The organism is Gilliamella sp. W8136, assembly GCF_016101285.1.
Classification (GTDB): domain Bacteria; phylum Pseudomonadota; class Gammaproteobacteria; order Enterobacterales; family Orbaceae; genus Gilliamella; species Gilliamella apicola_N.
Genome location: NZ_JACFQU010000019.1, coordinates 33,424 through 52,686, shown reverse-complemented (window position 1 = coordinate 52,686; position 19,263 = coordinate 33,424). Strand labels below are relative to the sequence as shown.

The 19,263-nt window shown below is 34.3% G+C and carries 21 protein-coding genes; 9 read left to right on the top strand and 12 right to left on the bottom strand.

Annotation, left to right across the window (positions count from 1 at the left end; genetic code table 11):
• Positions 1-145: 145 nt before the first annotated feature.
• From H3T96_RS12845 to argA, 3 genes are all read left to right on the top strand, one after another.
• The gene (locus H3T96_RS12845; RefSeq protein WP_144093226.1) at positions 146-355 is read left to right on the top strand and encodes an MFS transporter; all 210 of its coding nucleotides are present in this window, start codon (positions 146-148) and stop codon (positions 353-355) included.
• 163 nt (positions 356-518) lie between these two features.
• The gene (locus tag H3T96_RS12840; protein ID WP_144093228.1) at positions 519-854 is read left to right on the top strand and encodes an MFS transporter; all 336 of its coding nucleotides are present in this window, start codon (positions 519-521) and stop codon (positions 852-854) included.
• 222 nt (positions 855-1,076) lie between these two features.
• Positions 1,077-2,405: an amino-acid N-acetyltransferase gene (gene argA / locus H3T96_RS12835; RefSeq protein ID WP_039129191.1), complete on the top strand. Its 1,329-nt coding sequence runs from the start codon at positions 1,077-1,079 to the stop codon at positions 2,403-2,405.
• Positions 2,406-2,491: 86 nt separating this feature from the next.
• On the opposite strand, the gene H3T96_RS12830 is transcribed toward argA, so the two are convergent.
• The 11 genes from H3T96_RS12830 to H3T96_RS12780 all read right to left on the bottom strand — a co-directional run bounded on the left by H3T96_RS12830 (position 2,492) and on the right by H3T96_RS12780 (position 13,368).
• Complete coding sequence (locus tag H3T96_RS12830) at positions 2,492-3,745, bottom strand: PTS ascorbate transporter subunit IIC (RefSeq protein ID WP_086308705.1); 1,254 nt, start codon at positions 3,743-3,745, stop codon at positions 2,492-2,494.
• A gap of 772 nt (positions 3,746-4,517) precedes the next feature.
• Positions 4,518-5,933, bottom strand: a complete 1,416-nt coding sequence (locus tag H3T96_RS12825; protein ID WP_144093230.1) for a glycoside hydrolase family 28 protein — start codon at positions 5,931-5,933, stop codon at positions 4,518-4,520.
• Positions 5,934-6,109: 176 nt separating this feature from the next.
• Positions 6,110-7,081 carry a sugar-binding transcriptional regulator gene (locus tag H3T96_RS12820; RefSeq protein WP_065738373.1) on the bottom strand — a complete coding sequence of 324 codons (972 nt, stop codon included), beginning with the start codon at positions 7,079-7,081 and terminating at the stop codon, positions 6,110-6,112.
• A gap of 108 nt (positions 7,082-7,189) precedes the next feature.
• Positions 7,190-8,434, bottom strand: a complete 1,245-nt coding sequence (locus H3T96_RS12815) for a zinc-binding dehydrogenase (protein WP_144093232.1) — start codon at positions 8,432-8,434, stop codon at positions 7,190-7,192.
• Between the two features lie 160 nt (positions 8,435-8,594).
• The gene (locus tag H3T96_RS12810) at positions 8,595-9,425 is read right to left on the bottom strand and encodes a mannose/fructose/sorbose PTS transporter subunit IID (protein WP_065738375.1); all 831 of its coding nucleotides are present in this window, start codon (positions 9,423-9,425) and stop codon (positions 8,595-8,597) included.
• 18 nt (positions 9,426-9,443) lie between these two features.
• On the bottom strand, positions 9,444-10,262 hold the full coding sequence (locus tag H3T96_RS12805; protein ID WP_144093234.1) for a PTS mannose/fructose/sorbose transporter subunit IIC: 819 nt from the start codon (positions 10,260-10,262) through the stop codon (positions 9,444-9,446).
• A gap of 34 nt (positions 10,263-10,296) precedes the next feature.
• Positions 10,297-10,788: a mannose/fructose/sorbose PTS transporter subunit IIB gene (locus H3T96_RS12800; protein ID WP_039129366.1), complete on the bottom strand. Its 492-nt coding sequence runs from the start codon at positions 10,786-10,788 to the stop codon at positions 10,297-10,299.
• A complete protein-coding gene (locus tag H3T96_RS12795) occupies positions 10,789-11,208 on the bottom strand; it encodes a PTS sugar transporter subunit IIA (protein WP_039129369.1) in 420 nt (139 codons plus the stop codon).
• 212 nt (positions 11,209-11,420) lie between these two features.
• Positions 11,421-12,107, bottom strand: a complete 687-nt coding sequence (gene mutH, locus H3T96_RS12790; RefSeq protein WP_144093236.1) for a DNA mismatch repair endonuclease MutH — start codon at positions 12,105-12,107, stop codon at positions 11,421-11,423.
• A 69-nt stretch (positions 12,108-12,176) separates the two neighbouring features.
• The gene (locus H3T96_RS12785) at positions 12,177-12,725 is read right to left on the bottom strand and encodes an NADPH-dependent FMN reductase (RefSeq protein WP_144093238.1); all 549 of its coding nucleotides are present in this window, start codon (positions 12,723-12,725) and stop codon (positions 12,177-12,179) included.
• Between the two features lie 82 nt (positions 12,726-12,807).
• A complete protein-coding gene (locus tag H3T96_RS12780; protein WP_025314541.1) occupies positions 12,808-13,368 on the bottom strand; it encodes a Dps family protein in 561 nt (186 codons plus the stop codon).
• Between the two features lie 276 nt (positions 13,369-13,644).
• Here H3T96_RS12780 and srlA point away from each other — a divergent pair, with 276 nt between their 5' ends.
• The 6 genes from srlA to H3T96_RS12750 all read left to right on the top strand — a co-directional run bounded on the left by srlA (position 13,645) and on the right by H3T96_RS12750 (position 17,777).
• Positions 13,645-14,193, top strand: a complete 549-nt coding sequence (gene srlA / locus H3T96_RS12775; RefSeq protein ID WP_065738381.1) for a glucitol/sorbitol-specific PTS transporter subunit IIC — start codon at positions 13,645-13,647, stop codon at positions 14,191-14,193.
• Positions 14,194-14,212: 19 nt separating this feature from the next.
• Positions 14,213-15,205, top strand: a complete 993-nt coding sequence (locus tag H3T96_RS12770) for a PTS glucitol/sorbitol transporter subunit IIB (protein ID WP_086327296.1) — start codon at positions 14,213-14,215, stop codon at positions 15,203-15,205.
• Positions 15,206-15,295: 90 nt separating this feature from the next.
• Complete coding sequence (gene srlB, locus H3T96_RS12765) at positions 15,296-15,664, top strand: PTS glucitol/sorbitol transporter subunit IIA (RefSeq protein WP_039128977.1); 369 nt, start codon at positions 15,296-15,298, stop codon at positions 15,662-15,664.
• A gap of 12 nt (positions 15,665-15,676) precedes the next feature.
• Positions 15,677-16,456 carry a sorbitol-6-phosphate dehydrogenase gene (srlD, locus tag H3T96_RS12760; protein ID WP_039128979.1) on the top strand — a complete coding sequence of 260 codons (780 nt, stop codon included), beginning with the start codon at positions 15,677-15,679 and terminating at the stop codon, positions 16,454-16,456.
• A 73-nt stretch (positions 16,457-16,529) separates the two neighbouring features.
• Complete coding sequence (gene gutM, locus H3T96_RS12755) at positions 16,530-16,895, top strand: transcriptional regulator GutM (RefSeq protein WP_172398420.1); 366 nt, start codon at positions 16,530-16,532, stop codon at positions 16,893-16,895.
• 102 nt (positions 16,896-16,997) lie between these two features.
• Positions 16,998-17,777: a DNA-binding transcriptional repressor gene (locus tag H3T96_RS12750; RefSeq protein WP_086327295.1), complete on the top strand. Its 780-nt coding sequence runs from the start codon at positions 16,998-17,000 to the stop codon at positions 17,775-17,777.
• 213 nt (positions 17,778-17,990) lie between these two features.
• Here H3T96_RS12750 and serA read toward each other — a convergent pair whose 3' ends face one another.
• Positions 17,991-19,232, bottom strand: coding sequence for a phosphoglycerate dehydrogenase (gene serA, locus H3T96_RS12745; RefSeq protein ID WP_144093256.1), 1,242 nt, complete (start codon positions 19,230-19,232; stop codon positions 17,991-17,993).
• Positions 19,233-19,263 lie beyond the last annotated feature (31 nt).

Sequence of the window (19,263 nt, the reverse complement as noted above, 5' to 3'; positions counted from 1 at the left end):
TTTAATTAAAGCAGCCATTGCCTCAGGTCGTCAATCTGTACTACCAATTATTATGGACATTATCATAGCTAACTAAGGTTATTATGGTTGATCATTTATACTGTGTTGTATTATTTTAGGATTGAATGCATTAATTGTATTAAAAATGCTATTTCCAAATTATAAAATTACTCCAGAGGAAAAAGAGAAAGACCTACAAACGCTTGAAAACCAAACGCCGATATTAAAACAAAAAGCTAATTTTTATATTGAAGGTTTATGCTTTATTGTTATTGGTTTTACATCGACAGCAACATTTTATTTAGTCTCATCTTGTTTAAAAGATTTTTCACAAACGGTTGCTGGTATGGATTAATCTGGGGCGGTTCAGGCATTTTCATCATACGGCATTGGTACATTAGCAGTGTATTTTTAACCTCAATTTTAGTAAAAAGTCTGGTAAGACCTGTTTATATTGTTGTCCTATACCCATTACTTTCAACCTTAATGTTAATTATTCTATATAGCTACCAACACCAATGATGTGTATTATCGCTGGTTTCGTGCTTGGTTTCACTGCAGCAGGTGGTGTATTGCAGTTAGCATTAACCACAATGGCCGAATTTTTCCCATCGGGTAAAGGAAAAGTATTGGGGATTTTCTTTACATCATTGAGTGTTGCAACAGCCGTGATACCATTTTTCATTGGTTGGATATCAACAAATTTAGGTTTGTATCATGTTATGCTTAGCGATGCAATTATTGCTGGTTTAGGGACATTATTAGCGGTAGTTGTATTAATCCGTTACCGAAAAATATTTAATATTCCTAAAAGAGCAGATAAAGATAATTATTCATTTAACAAAATACTCTGATATTAAGAGCATGCCGTTATTGGTATGCTCTTTTTTTTATATTTACTAAATAAACCACATTTGAAAAATTAATTATTTCAAATTGATAATTTAAGTTTTTTATTTTTATATTAGTAAAAATCCCTTTCTGAATTATTTTTTAAAAACTGCTTGCGATCAAAATAAAAACACATAAAATTACATAAATAATGAATAAATATTCAATGATGAAAGGTTGTGAAGATGAAAGAGCGTACAACAGAGTTAGTTGAAGGTTTAAGACATTCAGTGCCTTATATAAATGCCCATCATGGTAAAACATTTGTGATTTTACTTACTGGAGCGGTTCTAAAAAGTGATAATTATTCAAGTATCATCAGTGATATTGGTTTGCTTTATAGTCTAGGAATTAAACTCGTTATTGTTAATGGTGCACGTAATCAAATTGATGCGTCGTTAAAAAATCATAACATTACGCCTAAATATCATAAAAATACCCGTATCACTGATGCCGCGACATTGGATGTCATCAAGCAAGTTACAGGCCTATTGCAGCTCAACATTACCGCAAGTTTATCAATGAGTTTAAATAATACACCATTACAAGGCGCTCATATTAGTGTCGTTAGCGGTAACTTTGTCATTGCTCAACCATTGGGGGTTGATGACGGAGTTGATTATTGTCATACAGGTAAAATTCGTCGCATAAATAACGAAGCCATCGAAGAACAATTAGAGCGTGGCTCCATTGTATTACTTGGTCCTGTAGGCGTTTCGGTAACAGGCGAAAGTTTTAATTTAGCATCTGAAGATGTCGCTGCTGAAGTCGCTATTCGCTTAAAGGCCGATAAACTAATTAGTTTTTGCGCAGAACAAGGTGTTCTCGATGAAAATGGTCGAGTTATTACCGATCTTTATCCTATAGATGCGGATAATTATGTAAATAATAAAGAGCAACAAGGTAAACATTTATCAAGTGAAGCACGTTTTTTACGGGCAGCCTCTAAAGCATGCCGTTGTGGAGTTAGACGAAGCCATTTAGTTAGTTATTTAGTTGATGGCTCTATTTTACAAGAACTCTTTTCCCGTGATGGTATTGGAACACAAGTTTCGATGGAACATTCAGAACAGATTCGCTCTGCAACCATTAATGATATTGGTGGCATATTAGAACTCATCCGACCATTAGAAGAACAAGGTGTATTAGTTAAGCGTTCACGTGAACAATTAGAGATGGAAATTGATAAATTTACCATTATTGAACGTGATAATATGACGATTGGTTGTGCTGCTCTTTACCCTTATCTAGAAGAAAAAATGGGTGAAATGGCTTGTGTCGTAATCCATCCTGATTATCGTAATTCATCTCGTGGTGATTTATTGATTGAAAAGATCATGGAAAGTGCAAATAACTTAGGGTTAAAAAAAATATTTGTATTAACTACCCGTAGTATTCACTGGTTTAGAGAAAAGGGTTTTAATCCAGCAGAAGTGGATGATTTACCAATTAAAAAGAAACAACTCTATAATTATCAAAGAAATTCAAAAATATTAATGTTTAATATTGAATGACATAATCATTAAAAAGTCTGCTTATTCGGCAGACTTTTAACCAATCATGAATATTTAACTTAATAAAAGCGAAAACGCTTTTAGTGCTAGTTAAACAATTTCACTACAAATTCGGTAATCAATGACAAACTGGTAAAGTCAGGATCGGCAAATGTAACGCCTTCTACACCAAGAAATGCAAAAAGAGGTAACGCTAGGGCAGGTAATATACATAACAATAGCCCATTGATAAAAGCAGCAATTATTGCACCTCGTGCTCCGCCAGTTGAATTACCAAAAATAGCCGCGGTTCCACCTGTAATAAAGCTTGCCATAATTCCTGGAATAATAATGGGTAAGCCAACAAAAGGAAAAACAACAACACAGGCTATTTCCGTGAAGAAACTCACAATAAAACCGACCAATACACAATTGGGTGCTTTATCAAATAACACCATAGGGTCGACAGCGGGTACACAACCGGGTGCGACAACTTGAGCAAATCCTTTAAAAGCAGGAATAATTTCTTCAGTAAAAATGGCTACCCCTTTTTTAGCAATATATAAACCGCCTGCAAAAATAGCTGATTGTTCCAGTGCAAAAATAATGAACGTGTTATTTTTAAGAATATCTTTTAAATAATCAGCAGAAGAAAACGCGCCAGATAAACATAGTAAGACAAACATGGTAATAAAAGTCGCCACATCAGACTGTCTTAAAAAGCTAAAACGATCGTTTATTTTGATATTTTCAATATCATTTTTTTTATTTCCTAACAATGAACCTAAATAAGAACCTATCAAATATGAGATAGTCCCTGCATGAGCAATACAATAATCATTATTACCTATTATTTTACGGCTGAATTTAGAGAGTAAAGTTGGAAATATCGCCATATAAAGCCCAATAATAATTGCGCCAGTAGCAACAATTATATAGCCATTATAGCCCATACCCTGTAATACGGCAGTGAACGAAAATGCCATAAATAGCACTAAATGCAATGATAAATAAATCGATTTAAAGCGAGTAAATCTTGCTAATAGCAGATTAATGATCATCGCAAAAAAGAGGATAAAAGCAGCGCTTGTGCCAAGTGATTCCATTGTCAATGCGGTAATGGCTTCATTACTTGGTACTACGCCATGCATTCCAAATGCGTGAGTAAACATGTTACTAAACATAATTAACACACCACCCAAAATTTTTCCGCCAGTCTTAATTAACACAAATCCAATAAATGAAAGTAGCGTTCCAGTAATAATTTTAGAAATTTTTGCTCTCTGTAATACCAGACCGATAAAAGCTACTAATGCAATAATGATAGCTGGTTGACCAAATATATTTAGAAAAAGCTCCATGTTTCTACTCCAAAACCTAATAATAAAATTATAAATCATTATAAGTGAAACGCTATTTCATTTTGTGTTTTGGATCACAAATTAGCAAATGTAATAAAAAAATAATTAATTATAAGCAACTATTTATCTTAATTAAGGATGATTAATTGACCTTTTTTAGATAACACTTACTTGAGTTTATTCATGTTAATCTGTAAAAATAATTCAGGAGTCTATACCATTTCATTAAGTTTTGAATATGAGAAAAGGATTATAAGATAAAAAAGTTGATAAAGATGTTATCACCATACTTTTTAATTCAAAGTTATTTCTGGCAGTGACCATTATCCCTACAGTTGTCAGCAACTATTTTATTGATTGTCTTTTTTAGATAACTCTTACTTGAGTTTATTAACGTTTATCTGTAAAAATAATTCAGGAGTCTATACCGTTTCATTAAGTTTTGAATATAAGAAAAGGATTATAAGATAAAAAAGTTGATAAAGATTCACTATACTTTTTAATTCAAAGTTATTTTAGGCAGTGACATTATTCTTCATTGTTGTCAGCAAATATCCCAATTGATTGTTTTTTAGATAACACTTACTTGAATTTATTCATGTTTATCTGTAAAAATAATTCAGGAGTCTATACCGTTTTATTAAGTTTTGAATATATGAAATGAGCGTTACCTGTTTTGATTGTCGATTTAATATTTTATATCAAAACAGGTAACGCCCTCCGTTGTTAGCTTTTTATCCAGTTCAATCTAAACTAACACATTAAATTATTATTACTTAGTTATTTTACTGCCCTTTTCTTTAATAATATCTGCTCCTTTTTCTACCTTAATTGTCGTTTTACTGAACTCTACGGAGGCATTACGAATTTTAAAACCAAGTTCAGATTCAATATTAATGTTAGAAAATTTGATATTATCAAATGGTTTTTCAGGGGTTCCAATGATAAAACCTGCATAATTGGTTTTACCTTTAACTGTAAGATTATTAAAGCTTATGTTATTAAAGTAAGGTGTTTCGTTTTCTTTATACTCTTTCGGTTGTTCATTATCAGCAGGATAGATTTGGTCGCCTAGCATAAATCCACCTGCAAATTCGCCTTCTTGCAATGCTTTAATTCTCGCATCTTTAGTTGTTGGTCCTCCTTTATAATAAGCTGACAGTACAATTGGTGTTTTTACATTAATCATTGTGTTGTTGTTATATTGAATATCTTTGACTTCGCCACCTTTACCTCGAGGAGATTTTATTCGAATACCATACATTGCATCGGTGAAAGTATTATTTTCAGCAAGCAGATTACTCACGCCACCATTTGTTTCTGAGCCAATAGATAACCCACGCCCAAGCATAAAGTTATTATCAGCAATATAAAAATCATGGCTAAGGTTGTTTACGGTCGCTTTGATTGCAACGTGATCATCGCCAACACTAATATTGTTTTTGGTAATACTGACTCTTCTACTATTCATTGGATCAATTGCATCAGTATTTTGCCACCAAGCAGGAGCGGATATGGTTGTTTTGTTAATCGTAATATCTTCTACATTTTTAAAAACGATATGAAAACTTGGTGAATTCTGTATAGTGACGCCTTCAATTAAGATATTATTCGCGTCTTTAAATAAAAGTAAACGTGGACGATTTGTTGGTCCTTTTTTTCCTGCCTTACGAGTCTCCGCGCGATATTTTTCTAAAAGCGTTGAACCCTGTCCATCAATAATACCTTCACCAGTGATAGCAATATTCTTTTCTTCTGCAATATTAATAAAGCCAATCCATTGTTCAGCCAATGGCAATGATTTAGCCGAGCTTGACCATTTTTGTTGCTTTTCTGTGGGATGATAAGCACTCTCTTCAGCAGAAGCTTGTAAAACAGCACCTTTTTCTAAATGAAATTCAATGTTACTTTTTAAAAAAAGGGGTTCTGATAAGTAATAACCCTCAGGGACAATAACTTTACCCCCGCCTTTTTGAACACAATCATCGATAGCCGCTTGAAATGCTTTTGTGTCATACCAAATACCTGTTGCTTCAGCACCATAGTCTCTAACATTACATTGTTTATTAGGAATATTTAATTTTTCTAAAGTAACAGGGGAAAATGAAGGCGATGCAAAAACACCAAAGCTAGCCGTGAGAGAGAATAGACCAATAGATAATCCATTTTTTATAGTTAACCGATACATAATTTTTCCTTAATCAAAAGTAAAAAAGACAAAATAGTGAATATACAAATGATTATCTAGGTTAACTGTAAAAGAATCTGTTAATAGAATCACAAAACAGAAAAATAGTTTATAAAAATTGAAATGAAGTTTTATTTTTTGATGTATGTTAACTATCTATTCGATTATCTAATGGCTTAATTAGCTAATTGATTGGCCATTTCATCACTAATGACTAATATATCAATATAATTTGCATTTAACGCCGCAATCAAACTATTGAGTTTTTCCGCATCACCACTCGCACATATTTTTAAAGGAATTTTTTTGAGATTTTCTAAGGTAACACCAATGATTTGATCATGAAAAGGGGTTTGTAATTCCTTACCGTTTTTATCGTAAAATCGTGACAAAATATCTCCAACAATTTTTTTGTTAGTAATTTTTTGAAAAAGTTCACCATAAAAACCATACCAAATGGAGTTTTTGGATATTGCAGGACAGCCTATACTAAATAAAGCAACGGTAATTTTATTCCACCAATTATTAAGTTCCTTCATATGCTGAGTTTTTTCTATTTCAGTTTTTAAATTAGCGGTATCGACGATGGCTGGATAATCAATTAATATCGCGTTACTTTTAAGTTTATCCGATAGTTTATAAGCTATATTATTTACGTGGTATTTTGTTTCGATCTTGCCAGATGGGCCGCCAATCATTGGTACGATGGTAACGTTTTCGAATGTAGCATTATCATTTTTTAAGCTATTAACTATATAATTGATCGATCGACCCCAAGACACACCAATTACATCATTCTCGGTAATATTTTTGAGTAGAACATTTGAAGCGACATTACAAACAATCTGATTTTTACTTTCATTGTCTATATCAAGATTGACTGGTACGACAATAACTTGTTTTAAATGATATTTCTTACGAATTTTTTCTTCTAACGCGATATCGGGTAACAAATTATAATTAATCGAAATAGAAACAATACCGAGCTCGCGTATTGTTTTTAACATGCGACTAATGCTTGAACGATGTATATTCACAATTTTTGCTATTTCTGATTGTGTTTTATTTTCTTCATAATACAACTGAGCAATCTTAATTAACATCTTGTGTTGTTCAAACTCGTCGTTGCGAAAATTTTGATTAATCATAGTAGCGTTATCTTATTATTTTTAGTTATTAAAAAACTCCGTGTTTTTATTCACATCAAGAAGTCATTTTTGTATGACAACTTGAAGTGAATAGAGTATACCAAAAAATCAAGAATCGACATCAGGAAAATAGTTTAAAACATAATCTTCGGCCTCTTTTGACCAAATGCCATGATTTTTAGACAATATTTTGTGTAAAGCAATATCATCCGCATCTTCATTTAATGATTCCAAATTTTTAAGATCAAACTTTTTATGAGTATAAACCAATTTTTTTCCTCCTTTAATCTGGTCTTGAATTTGAGTGATGTTACTCGCGTGATCAATACCCATAATGTGCGATACGATTTTTGCCACATCGACTGCTCCCGATTCAATAAGTTTAACCGCTTCGCGCATGTCATTAGTATTACCGCCTGAAGTGCCAACGATATGGGTAAAGTTATAATGAACATCGTAGAAATTAATTTCAGCAGAAAAGTTTTTGTCTTGTGGACCGGCAAAAAAGTTAAGGCAACCGTCAATTGCCAATAATTGAGAGGCAAGTTGAATCAACTCTTGCGAAGGTAAGAAAACAAAAACATCATCGAAACTGCCTGTTGTTGATTTATTTTTTAATAGGGTAACTTGATCATCGGTCTTTGAGATATCCACAAATTCTAATTCAATACCATTGCGGGATTGGTAAAGGGTTTTTAAGTGTTCTATTTTTTCTTTACTGCGACCGGTTACAACTATCTTTTTAGGTGCAATAGGACCACCTAATGCATAATCTATTGCCAGCATTCCCATCGGACCGGTACCACCTAAAATAATCAAATTACCATTAGGTTTTATACCCATAATATGTTCATAACTATTGGATTTTAAGTGAAAATTAGCATTAAATGCGCCAATAATACATGATAAAGGTTCAATTAATGCACCTTCGAAATAAGTTTGTCCATCATAAGGAATCAAACAGTCTTGTTTTAATACATCATGGTTGATTATCATGTACGTTGCACAACCACCAGTATAAGGATAGGAGTATCCTACGCAATATGGACTATCCGTCAGTTGCAAATTGGCTTGAACAACATATTTTTGTCCGGGCTTAAATTTATGTTGCCAATTTTTTCCAACCTGTATAATTTCACCACAACATTCATGGCCAATAATGATTGGATTATTTTTTAAATCAGGTGGTGTCTTTTTATGATTTTCACCTTGATTGACTAGTTTTAATGAAGACATACACATACTATCAACAATGACTGTCACTAGAATTTCATCATCAGTAATTTTGGGAAGTTCAAATGATTCCAATCGCAAATCATTTTTTCCATATAGTCTAACTGCATGAGTTTTCATATATTCCTCTTATTTTTAAAATTGATTAAATTTGCTCAGTAAAAAAGGTTCAAAGTAACTGTATTACTGGTTAAAAATCAGTGTTATCCGATCACTTTGTAATGACTTTGAACCTGTTAATTAATTTTGGGCGGTGAAGTTTTTGTTTTGAATCTATCTTTTAACCAAGAATACCTAAACCATAGCCAATAATGCCTACCGCAAATAATGCAAAGATTAAAGTTATTGGACTAACTTTTTTTCTTAATAATTTCATCATTAACAGTGTTAATGCTAAAGGGAGTAATCCTGGCACCAGATCATTAAGGATGCCTTGTACTGTCATAGTGACCTCTTCACCATTAATGCCCGTAGTTTGTGACACAATAAGTGGGACATTAATCGAGGTCCATTTGGTGACCAATACGCCCATTATGAATAACCCCAAAATAGACGCACCTTCAGTTAATTTTGGAAGAATATTACCGGATAGATCTTTAACGATTCCGATTCCTTTCGATAACCCATAAGTTAAGCCATACCATTTCATCGCAATTCGAATTAAGTTAAAGAGGATAAAAAACAGTAATGGACCAGCGATATTTCCAGTAAGCGCTAATGATGCACCAAGAGCGGCGGTAATTGGACGTAATGTGCCCCAAACTAATGGATCACCCACACCCGCTAAAGGCCCCATAAGACCAACTTTCAAACTGTTAATCGTGCCATCAGAAATATCCGCGCCATTTGCTCTGGCTTCCTCCATTGCCATGGTGACGCCCAAAACAGGCCCACACATTGCAGGTGTTGTATTGAAAAAGGTTAGATGTCTTTTTAATGCTTCTCGTTGCTCTTCTTTTGTTTTGTATACCCGTTTAATTGTCGGAATCATATCGACACAAAAAGCTAAGGCATGAATTCGTTCATAATTGAAAGATGCTTGTTGAAAATTAGATCGAATAAATGTACTGACAATATCTTTCTTTTGTATAGTATTTAATACTTCTTTCATAATAAAACCCTTTACTTATTAATCATCTAATTCATCATCAGCAATGATTGAATGGTTATTGGTCACGACATTAATGTTTGTTTCAGTATTTTTAGTCGTATTAAATTTAGAATTTAATTGAACATAAATGATGGCGAAAATGACGCCTAAAATGCCAAATGACAGTAAACTAAAATTCAAATACCCACCAAGAACAAACCCTAAATAGAAGAAAGGGGCCAGATATTTAACCATCATCATGTTCAAGACCATTGCATAACCAACCACAACAATAAAACCACCGGCAACAGCAAGGCCTCCAGTCACAATATCTGGTAACAGATTTAATAAGCTCTTGACAGTGTTTGCATCAACATAAATGGCAACTAAAGTTGCAGGTATTGCCACTCGCAATGCTTGTACAAACAGCGCACTAAAATGCAAAAGCTCTATTTTTTTGAATTGAACTTTTTCAGCGGCGTTATCCGCTTCATGTTGAAAGGCAACCGTGATGGTTCTTGCAAATACCGTTAAAACTTGTCCAGCGGCAGCAACGGGTAGGGCGATTGCAATTCCGGTTTGAATATCTTGTTTACCAACGACAACTAAAATTGCTGATATAACACTAGCGAGTGCTGAATCGGGTGACTGAGCGGCACCTATATTCATCCAACCTAATGCTATCAATTCAAGCGTACCGCCCAAAATAATACCTGTTTTTATATCGCCTAAGATTAAACCTATCACGGTACAAGCAATTAATGGCCGATGGGTTTGAAACTCATCAAGTACACTTCCCATTCCTGCGATACAAGAAAAAATAAAAATTAATACAATTTGAAATAATGAAATTTCCATTTTCTACCTCCTTATTTATTACTAATGATGGTTGTTAATATGGAAATTCTTGGTTAAGCAATTTGATAAAATCGACGGTAGGATCGGTAATCACCACTTTTAAGCACAGATCAACCCCCATCTGATGCATTTTTCTAAATGCTGATACATCGTTTTCATCAAGTGAAACAGCTTTAGTAATCTGCTTTTTGCCTGTTTTGAAAGACATACCGCCAATATTGATACTTTTAATTGGTACACCTTCTTCAATCAGTCGCATGACATCTGTTGGGTTGGTAAAAAGATAAAACACCGTATCATTTTCATATTTAGGGTTTTTATAAACAGCCGCCGCTTTAGCAATACTCACCACAGAAACTTTAATTCCAGGAGGCGCTGCTTGTTTAACTAAAGTGGAACGAATTTCGTCATTAGCCACTTCATCACTAACAACAATTATTCTTTCTGCTTTGGCCTCTTTGGTCCAAACAGTCGTGACTTGACCATGTATTAAACGGTCATCAATACGGACTAAATTTATAATCATTTAAAATTCCTCATGTTTAGCGATGTTTTTGGATAATTGACTGAAAGATTTGATAAAATCTGCTTTCATGTCGTTAAGTTGTTCAAAAGTTTCTTCTAAGCTGATTGAGGCGTAATCAATATGTAATAACGCTAAACAAAGTGGTAAGGATAGGCCACTGATGACTTCAATATTGCCATTTTGCATTGCCAACATTGCCGCTGCGTTATAGGGGCTACCGGAAAAGATGTCAGTAATAATAATGAATGGTTGCTCAGTTGATTGACTAATAATTTTTAGGTATTTATCTTTTAAACTCTCAATACCTTCACCTAATTGAAAAGTAATAGCATGTAGGTTTGCATATTCTCCAGCTATCATTTCAATACTCTTTTTCATTTCAATAGCAATGTTTCCATGGCCAGCTAATATAAAGTTCATATCACACCTCTTTCACAAATTCTCTTGTTGCTTCACAAATGTTTAGGTGAATTTATATTCACAAATAATCAAAGTAAATCACAAATGTGAAGAAATGTGATTTAGATTTGATTTTCTTGCAAAATAAAAGAAATTTCTTTTATGGTGATATAAAAAAGTAGTAATTTGTAAGGTTAAACTTTATAAATTTGAGGGGAAAAATTGAATTATGATTATTTTTTAATAAAAGAAGGTGTTGCGTTTTGTAGAATCTGTAAAGTAAAAGATTTTTTAAGATAGAATCCTCTTGGACGTGTTAGGATAATTTGTCCATTTTCACCAATCGCTTCAGTTAATGCTTTTCCATTTGCTGCTTTAGGTCTGATTTGTAGATAAGTACCATAGCGAGCGGTAATCTTTTCCACTTGACCCAGTGCTATCATATCCATCAATTCTTGCCAATCTTGCTTAAGCTGTTGCTCTTGTTCGTGCGTTGGTGTCCATAAAATAGGATGCCCCACTTTTCTATCTGCAAGAGGAATGGTTCTTTCTCCTTCAATTGGGATCCAAAGTACTTTACTGAGTTTATATTTGACATGACTCGTTTCCCAAATCACACCATGATTCGCCATTAATGGCGTAACACTAACAAAGGTCGTTTCTAATGGTTTACCTTGTTTGTTGATTGGAATTGTTTTTAGTTCAATGCCTAAATTAGCAAAATCGCGTTCCGCTTTACTTCCAGCATTCGCACCTAAAAAGGTCTCAATAAGATTACCCGCCCAGCCTTTTTGCTTATTAAGATTATTCGGTACCGGCATATTGAGATAATGGGCTATTTCACCAAACGTATAACCCGCAACTAATTGGGCACGGTTTAATAATTGTTGTTCATTGGTTGGAAAATAAATTGTTGTCATGTCAAAACTTTATCAATTGCAAAATAAACCCACAGTTAATTAGAACTGTGGGTACTCAATAAAACATAATTAACTTAACTTTTCAACCCAATGTGCATAACTGTTGATAATAGCAGAAAGAAATTCTTTGGTTTTCTCGTTCATATTCCCATTTTCATCAAAAGCGTTATTAATATTTCCTATATAGGCTTCAGGTTGCTGTAAGGTTGGCATATCAAGAAAAACGAATGATTGTCGAAATTGATGATTAGCGCCAAAACCGCCTATAGCGCCTTGTGATACAGAAATTACCGCCGCAGGTTTTTTGGACCAAACACTTTTACCATAAGGACGAGAGCCGACATCCAAAGCATTTTTAATTACGGCTGGTAAACCTCGGTTATATTCTGGGGTAACAAAAATTACACCATTACAATTGGCAATTTCTTGACGAAAACGAACGTAGGATTGGGGTGGGGTGTCTGTATCAATATCTTCATTATAAAAAGGTAAATCGCCGATCTCGATAATATCGAGTGATAGTGATTGTGGTGCAATTTGCTTAAATACCTTCGCTACTTTTAAATTGAAAGAATCTTTACGTAAACTACCAACAAGTACAGCTATTTTTTTACTCATTTGTAATTCCCCTTAACAGAAAGATAAAGAGACACAATAATGTGTCTCTTATTAGGGATAATGATTCAACATTACTAAATTTTTAGTGACCTGAAGAATCCAATTTACGACTGGTTTCAAACAAAAACCAAGCACGTTTTTCTGTTTGATCTATCCACTCTTCAATTAAACTTGCTGTTGCCGAATCGTTATATTTATCACAAATATCATGTGCAACCCGCATACGAGTGGTAAGTTTAATATTATCTTGGCAGAGTTCAGCAATCATATCTGACGGCTCAACAAAATCCGCATCATTATCAGAAATACTTTGTAATTTTGAAATGTGACCAATAGAGCGCAATGTTGTGCCACCTAATTTACGCACACGTTCAGCAATTGGATCGGTCATTGCGAATAATTCGTCACCATGATCATCTAACATTAAGTGATAATCACGAAAATGAGGGCCACTTACATGCCAATGAAAGTTTTTAGTTTTTAAATATAAAGCAAATACATCTGCTAATACAGAGTTCATTGCGCCGGAAATATCTTTTGATGCTTTTTGACCTAAATCAGTAGGGAACAAAATTGCTGCTTGCTGTAGTTTCTTTGCGCTAGCTGCTTTTTTAGATTTAGAAGAGGTAATACTTTTAGCCATGATATTCTCCTTAAGTTGAAAAACAAAATAAGTGTGTATTTACAAATTACGCTAACTGGCAATCAAAGTCCAATCAAAATGAGCTATTGTTGGCTATCACTGCTATTTTAGCAATCTATGGATAACACTCATTTCATACAGTTTCCTTTTTTTAATTATTTTCTAATAAATTTCTTTCACAATAAAAGAAAATATTTCAAAATGTGATCGAGTTAAAAGTTATTTGTTTTTGAAGTTGATAGTATTTAATCGAAATTTAACTCAATAGGAGACATTATGATTGATGCTATTTCATTTGGTGCCGAATGGTTTATTGGTTTATTCCAAGAAGGAGGCAAAGTTTTTGTGGGGATGGTAACGTCGATTTTACCATTATTAATTTCATTACTGGTTGTGATGAACGCACTTATTAAATTTATCGGCCAAGAACGTATCGAACGTTTAGCTCAAGCTTGTGCTGGTAATCCTGTTTCTCGTTATTTAATTTTACCGTTAATTGGTACTTTTGTGTTTTGTAATCCAATGACATTAAGTTTAGGTCGCTTTATGCCAGAGTTTTATAAACCAAGTTATTACGCTGCTTCATCTTATAGCTGCCATTCAATGAATGGTTTATTTCCTCATGTTAACCCTGGTGAACTTTTTGTTTATTTAGGGGTTGCAGCTGGCTTAACCACTTTAAATTTACCGTTAGGTCCTTTAGCGGTTAGCTATTTCCTTGTCGGTTTAGGCACCAACTTCTTTAGAGGTTGGATCACAGATTTTTGTACTGCCATTTTTGAAAAAAAAATGGGCATTAAATTAGATAGAAAAGTGCATTTATAACAATGGTAAGGAACACAAAATGGCTAAATTTATTCGTATAGAAAAAGGTGAATCGGGTTGGGGCGGACCTTTAGAACTTCCTATCATTGCAGGAAAAAAAATCGTCTATATTGCAGCCGGTACGCGACCAGCAATAGTTGACACACTCACTCAATTAACAGGCTGGCAAGCAATTGATGGTTTTAAAGAAGGCGAACCACCTAAAGAAGAAATTGGCGTGGCGGTTATTGATTGCGGTGGCACATTACGTTGTGGTATTTATCCAAAAAATCGTATACCAACGATTAATATTCATGCAACGGGCAAATCCGGGCCTCTTGCTCAATATATTGTTGAAGACATCTATGTTTCAGCCGTAAAACCAAACAATATCACATTAATTGAAAAAGAGGGGGATGCCGTTAACCAAGCTGCATCGCAAGCGAGCAAAACCACTTCTGAATTTAAAGATTATGATAGCAGCAAAAAAATTACTGAACAAAGTGATGGTTTACTAGCAAAAATCGGTATCGGAATGGGATCGGGTGTTGCCGTTTTCTTCCAAGCGGGTCGTGACACTATCGATACCGTACTTAAAACCATTCTTCCCTTTATGGCGTTTGTATCGGCATTAATCGGAATTATCATCGCATCTGGGTTAGGCGACTTTATTGCACATGGTCTTGTGCCATTAGCTAATAATCCACTTGGTCTAGTTATATTGGCGCTAATCTGTTCTTTCCCTTTGCTTTCACCGTTCTTAGGACCGGGCGCGGTTATTGCACAAGTTATTGGAACCTTAGTTGGGGTGCAAATAGGGCTGGGTAATATTCCACCTCATCTCGCTTTACCAGCATTATTTGCCATTAATGCGCAAGCAGCATGTGACTTTATACCGGTTGGTTTGTCATTGGCAGAAGCTAAGCAAGATACCGTTAGAGTTGGCGTACCTTCGGTACTTGTTAGTCGCTTTTTAACGGGAGCACCAACCGTATTAATTGCTTGGGGCGTTTCATTATTTATCTATCAATAAACCGATTAAAAAATGGGATTGCGCATCCCGTTTTAAGCTAACAATCGCAATAAAAATGAGTGTTTAGTACAGAAAATAAGAAGGTTAAGAATGTCAAATGTTATCTATCAATCAAACATTAATCAAATTGGTGAATTTGCGTCAGAAGCATTAGCTGATGGCATGCTAATTCTATTTAAAACCGGTGCGCCAGCCGATTTAGCCGATTACTGCTTTATTCATAGTCATGATGTTTTAAAGCAGGATTTACAAGTCGGACAAGTGATTCATTTAGGTCATCATATTTATAACATTACCGCGGTAGGTGATGTAGCAAATGTTAATTTTCAACAATTAGGACATATCACAATAAGGTTTGATGGTAATCGTCAAGCTGAATTACCCGGAACGGTGCATGTAAAGGGTGAAATCCCTGAAAAACTTTTTGTAGGTGATGAAATTAAAATTTTAAATAATTAAGGAAAATAAAAGATGAAACAAGTAGCAGTTATTGTAGGTGGTGGTCAAACTTTAGGTGAATTTTTATGTAAGGGTATTGCTGATGCTGGATACAAGGTTGCCGTTGCTGATTTAAATATCGCAAACGCCAATAAAGTTGCAGACGAGATAAACCAAAAGCATGGTGCAGGTACTGCTAAAGGTTTTGGGGTTGATGCAACAAACGAAGAAAGTGTTATTCAGTTGGCAAATGATGTTAATGATACTTTTAAACGTGCGGATTTAATGGTGTACAGCGCCGGCGTTGCTAAAGCTGCGCCAATTACTAATTTCGTATTAAGCGATTTTCAACTATCAGTGAATGTAAACCTTACTGGTTATTTCTTATGTGCACGTGAATTTGCTAAATTAATGGTAAATCATAAAATCCCGGGTCGAATTATTCAAATTAACTCTAAATCAGGTAAAGTCGGCAGTAAACATAACTCTGGATACAGTGCGGCTAAATTTGGCGGTGTTGGGTTAACTCAATCATTGGCGCTGGATCTTGCTGATTATGGAATTACAGTCAACTCATTAATGTTAGGTAATTTATTAAAATCGCCAATGTTCCAATCATTAATACCTCAGTATGCTAAAAAGTTAGGTATTGCAGAAGATCAAGTTGAGCAAGTTTATATTGATAAAGTACCCCTTAAACGTGGTTGTGATTATCAAGATGTACTTAATGTCTTATTATTTTATGCAAGTGACAAAGCTTCTTATTGTACAGGACAATCAATTAATATAACGGGTGGTCAAGTGATGTTTTAATGAGAATAAAGTGCGTAAGTTAATTTAAAACTTATCGCACTTTATTATTCAATTTATATAAAAAGGATTAATCATGAATATGACCAATACGCTAATTGTCATGGCATTGATTGCGTGGTGTATCCAAATTATTTTTAGTTGGTTTCAAATACGCCGTTTTAATCATGCTTTTTTATCCTTGAAAAAAGGTATGTACTTGGGAGTTGGTCGTAGTAAAAATAAACGTTTTAAACCCAGAGTATTAATTGCGATTTCGTTAGATGAAAATCAGGTAGTCATTGATTCTGTTATTATGAAAGGGATTACGGTTTTTGCTATACCCAAACCTATCTCACAATTACATGGATTGTCGGTTTTAGATATCATACCTGAAAAGATATTTCCTAATGAGCCATCTTCACAAAGTGCATTAACTGTCGCTTTGACTGCCAATAAATGAAAATTAACTTTTATTTTGAAAAGTATTTTCTTTCATTATAAAGTATAATAATTATATAAAATAAAAATTTTTATACGCTAGTTATAGTGATGGGATCCAAGCATGAAGGTAAGGCAAAGACAGACAGCTATTTTAGAATATTTGCAAAGTCATGGACAAGTTAGTGTTGATGAACTGGTTGAACACTTTAAAACTACTGGCACAACTATCCGTAAAGATCTTACACAACTTCATGAAAGTGGTTTAGTTTTGCGTACTTATGGTGGTGCTATGCTAAACCGCGAAATTGGTGACCGAGCCATCGATCATAAAACTTACATTAATACTGCTCAAAAAAAGGCGATTGCCGAAGAAGCCTCTAAATTGATCCATGAAGGTGATTCAATCATTTTTGATGCTGGTAGCACGGTTGCTCAAATGATCCCTATGCTTGCTAGATTCAATAATTTAACTATTATGACCAATAGCTTACATATGGTAAATGAACTGGTCGCTAATGATAATGACCAAACTATTATCTTAACGGGCGGAACATTTCGCCGTAAATCAGCCTCATTCCATAGCAATAATGCGTCCGCCATTGCTGCTTTTGAATCCTACACGTTTGATAAACTCTTTATGGGTGCAGATGGCGTAGATTTAGTTGGTGGAGTTACTACATTTAATGAAAGCTATCATGGTAGTGTTGCAATGAGTAAAGCGGCTGCGAAATTAATCTTATTAGCGGATTCTTCAAAATTTGGAAGACGCAGTCCAAATGTGGTGTGTGATTTAAGTGCTGTCGATACCATCATTACAGACAATAATTTAGATGATAAATATTATGATGCATTAATTCAAAAGGGCATTAAAGTAATAAAAGTAAAGCCCTTAACCAAATAAAAAATCCAGATAAAAAATCTTAGAAAGGGTTCAGCCCAAAGTTATGCATCAAACCTAATAATGAATATCAAAGCTTATTAAAATTGGCTTAATAATAAGCTTTGAGTCTTTAACCGTTTTAGGTCATTTCCGACAGTATAGATATGCGCTCAAACGTTTTTTATTCATTAAATTCTTTGAAAAATGATCATTCGAACATATCACTAAGATAAATTAAAATAATAATCTAGCTCGAATGGTACCATTTACATTTTTTAATTTAACTAATAACTCTTCGGCTTTGCTTTGTTCTACTCTATCGATATCAATAACAACATAACCAATTTGAGGAGCGGTTTGCAAATATTGTGCAGATATGTTCAGGCCTTGTTCTGCAAATAACGTATTAATTGCCGTTAATACGCCAGGTTGATTGTGATGAATATTGATAAAACGACTTGAACCTTTTGCTGGAATTGGCAAAGCAGCTTTAGGAAAATTAACTGCGGAAAGTGTTGCCCCGGTGTCTGAATATTTAGCTAGTTTTGTTGCTACTTCAATACCAATATTTTCTTGAGCTTCACTGGTTGAACCGCCAATATGAGGAGTAATAATGACATTATCAAATTTACACAATGGCGATTCAAATGGATCACTATTGCTAGCCGGTTCAGTTGGAAATACATCAATTGCTGCGCCACTAAGCTTATTGGCTTCTAGCGCTTGAGTGAGTGCATCAATATCGATCACACTGCCACGGGAAGCATTAAGCAAAATTGCACCTGATTTCATCATATCAATTTCTGATTTGCCAATCATTTTAATTGTTGTTGCATTTTCAGGAACATGCATACTAACAATATCACTCATAGCAAGTAATTCTTTCATGGTTGCAATTTGTTTGGCGTTTCCTAATGGTAATTTGGTTTCAATATCATAAAAGTAAACATTCATACCTAATGATTCAGCAAGTACACTCAATTGACTACCAATATGACCGTAACCAATGATGCCTAAATTTTTACCTCGTGCTTCGTGAGAGCCAGTGGCTATTTTGTTCCATTTACCTTGATGAGCTCTAGCATTGGCTTCTGGTACTCGACGAAGTAATAAAATCGCTTCAGCTAATACGAGCTCTGCAACTGAACGAGTATTAGAAAACGGTGCATTAAAAACAGGAATTCCTTTAACGGTAGCAGCCTCAAGTTCAACTTGATTGGTTCCAATACAGAAACAACCAATCCCAGCAAGTTTAGGTGCAGCATCAATGATATCTTTCGTTAAGTGTGTCCTTGAGCGAATACCAATAAATCTTGCATCTTTTAATACGTCTTTAAGTTCAGATTTAGATAATGCAACTTTATGATATTCAATGTTGTTATAACCTGCTGATTTAAGTGTTTCAACCGCACTAGGGTGGATCCCTTCAAGTAATACAAACTTGTTTTCATCTTTCGTTAACGCCTGAACAACCATTATTTCCTCTCTATCCATCAAAATATAATAG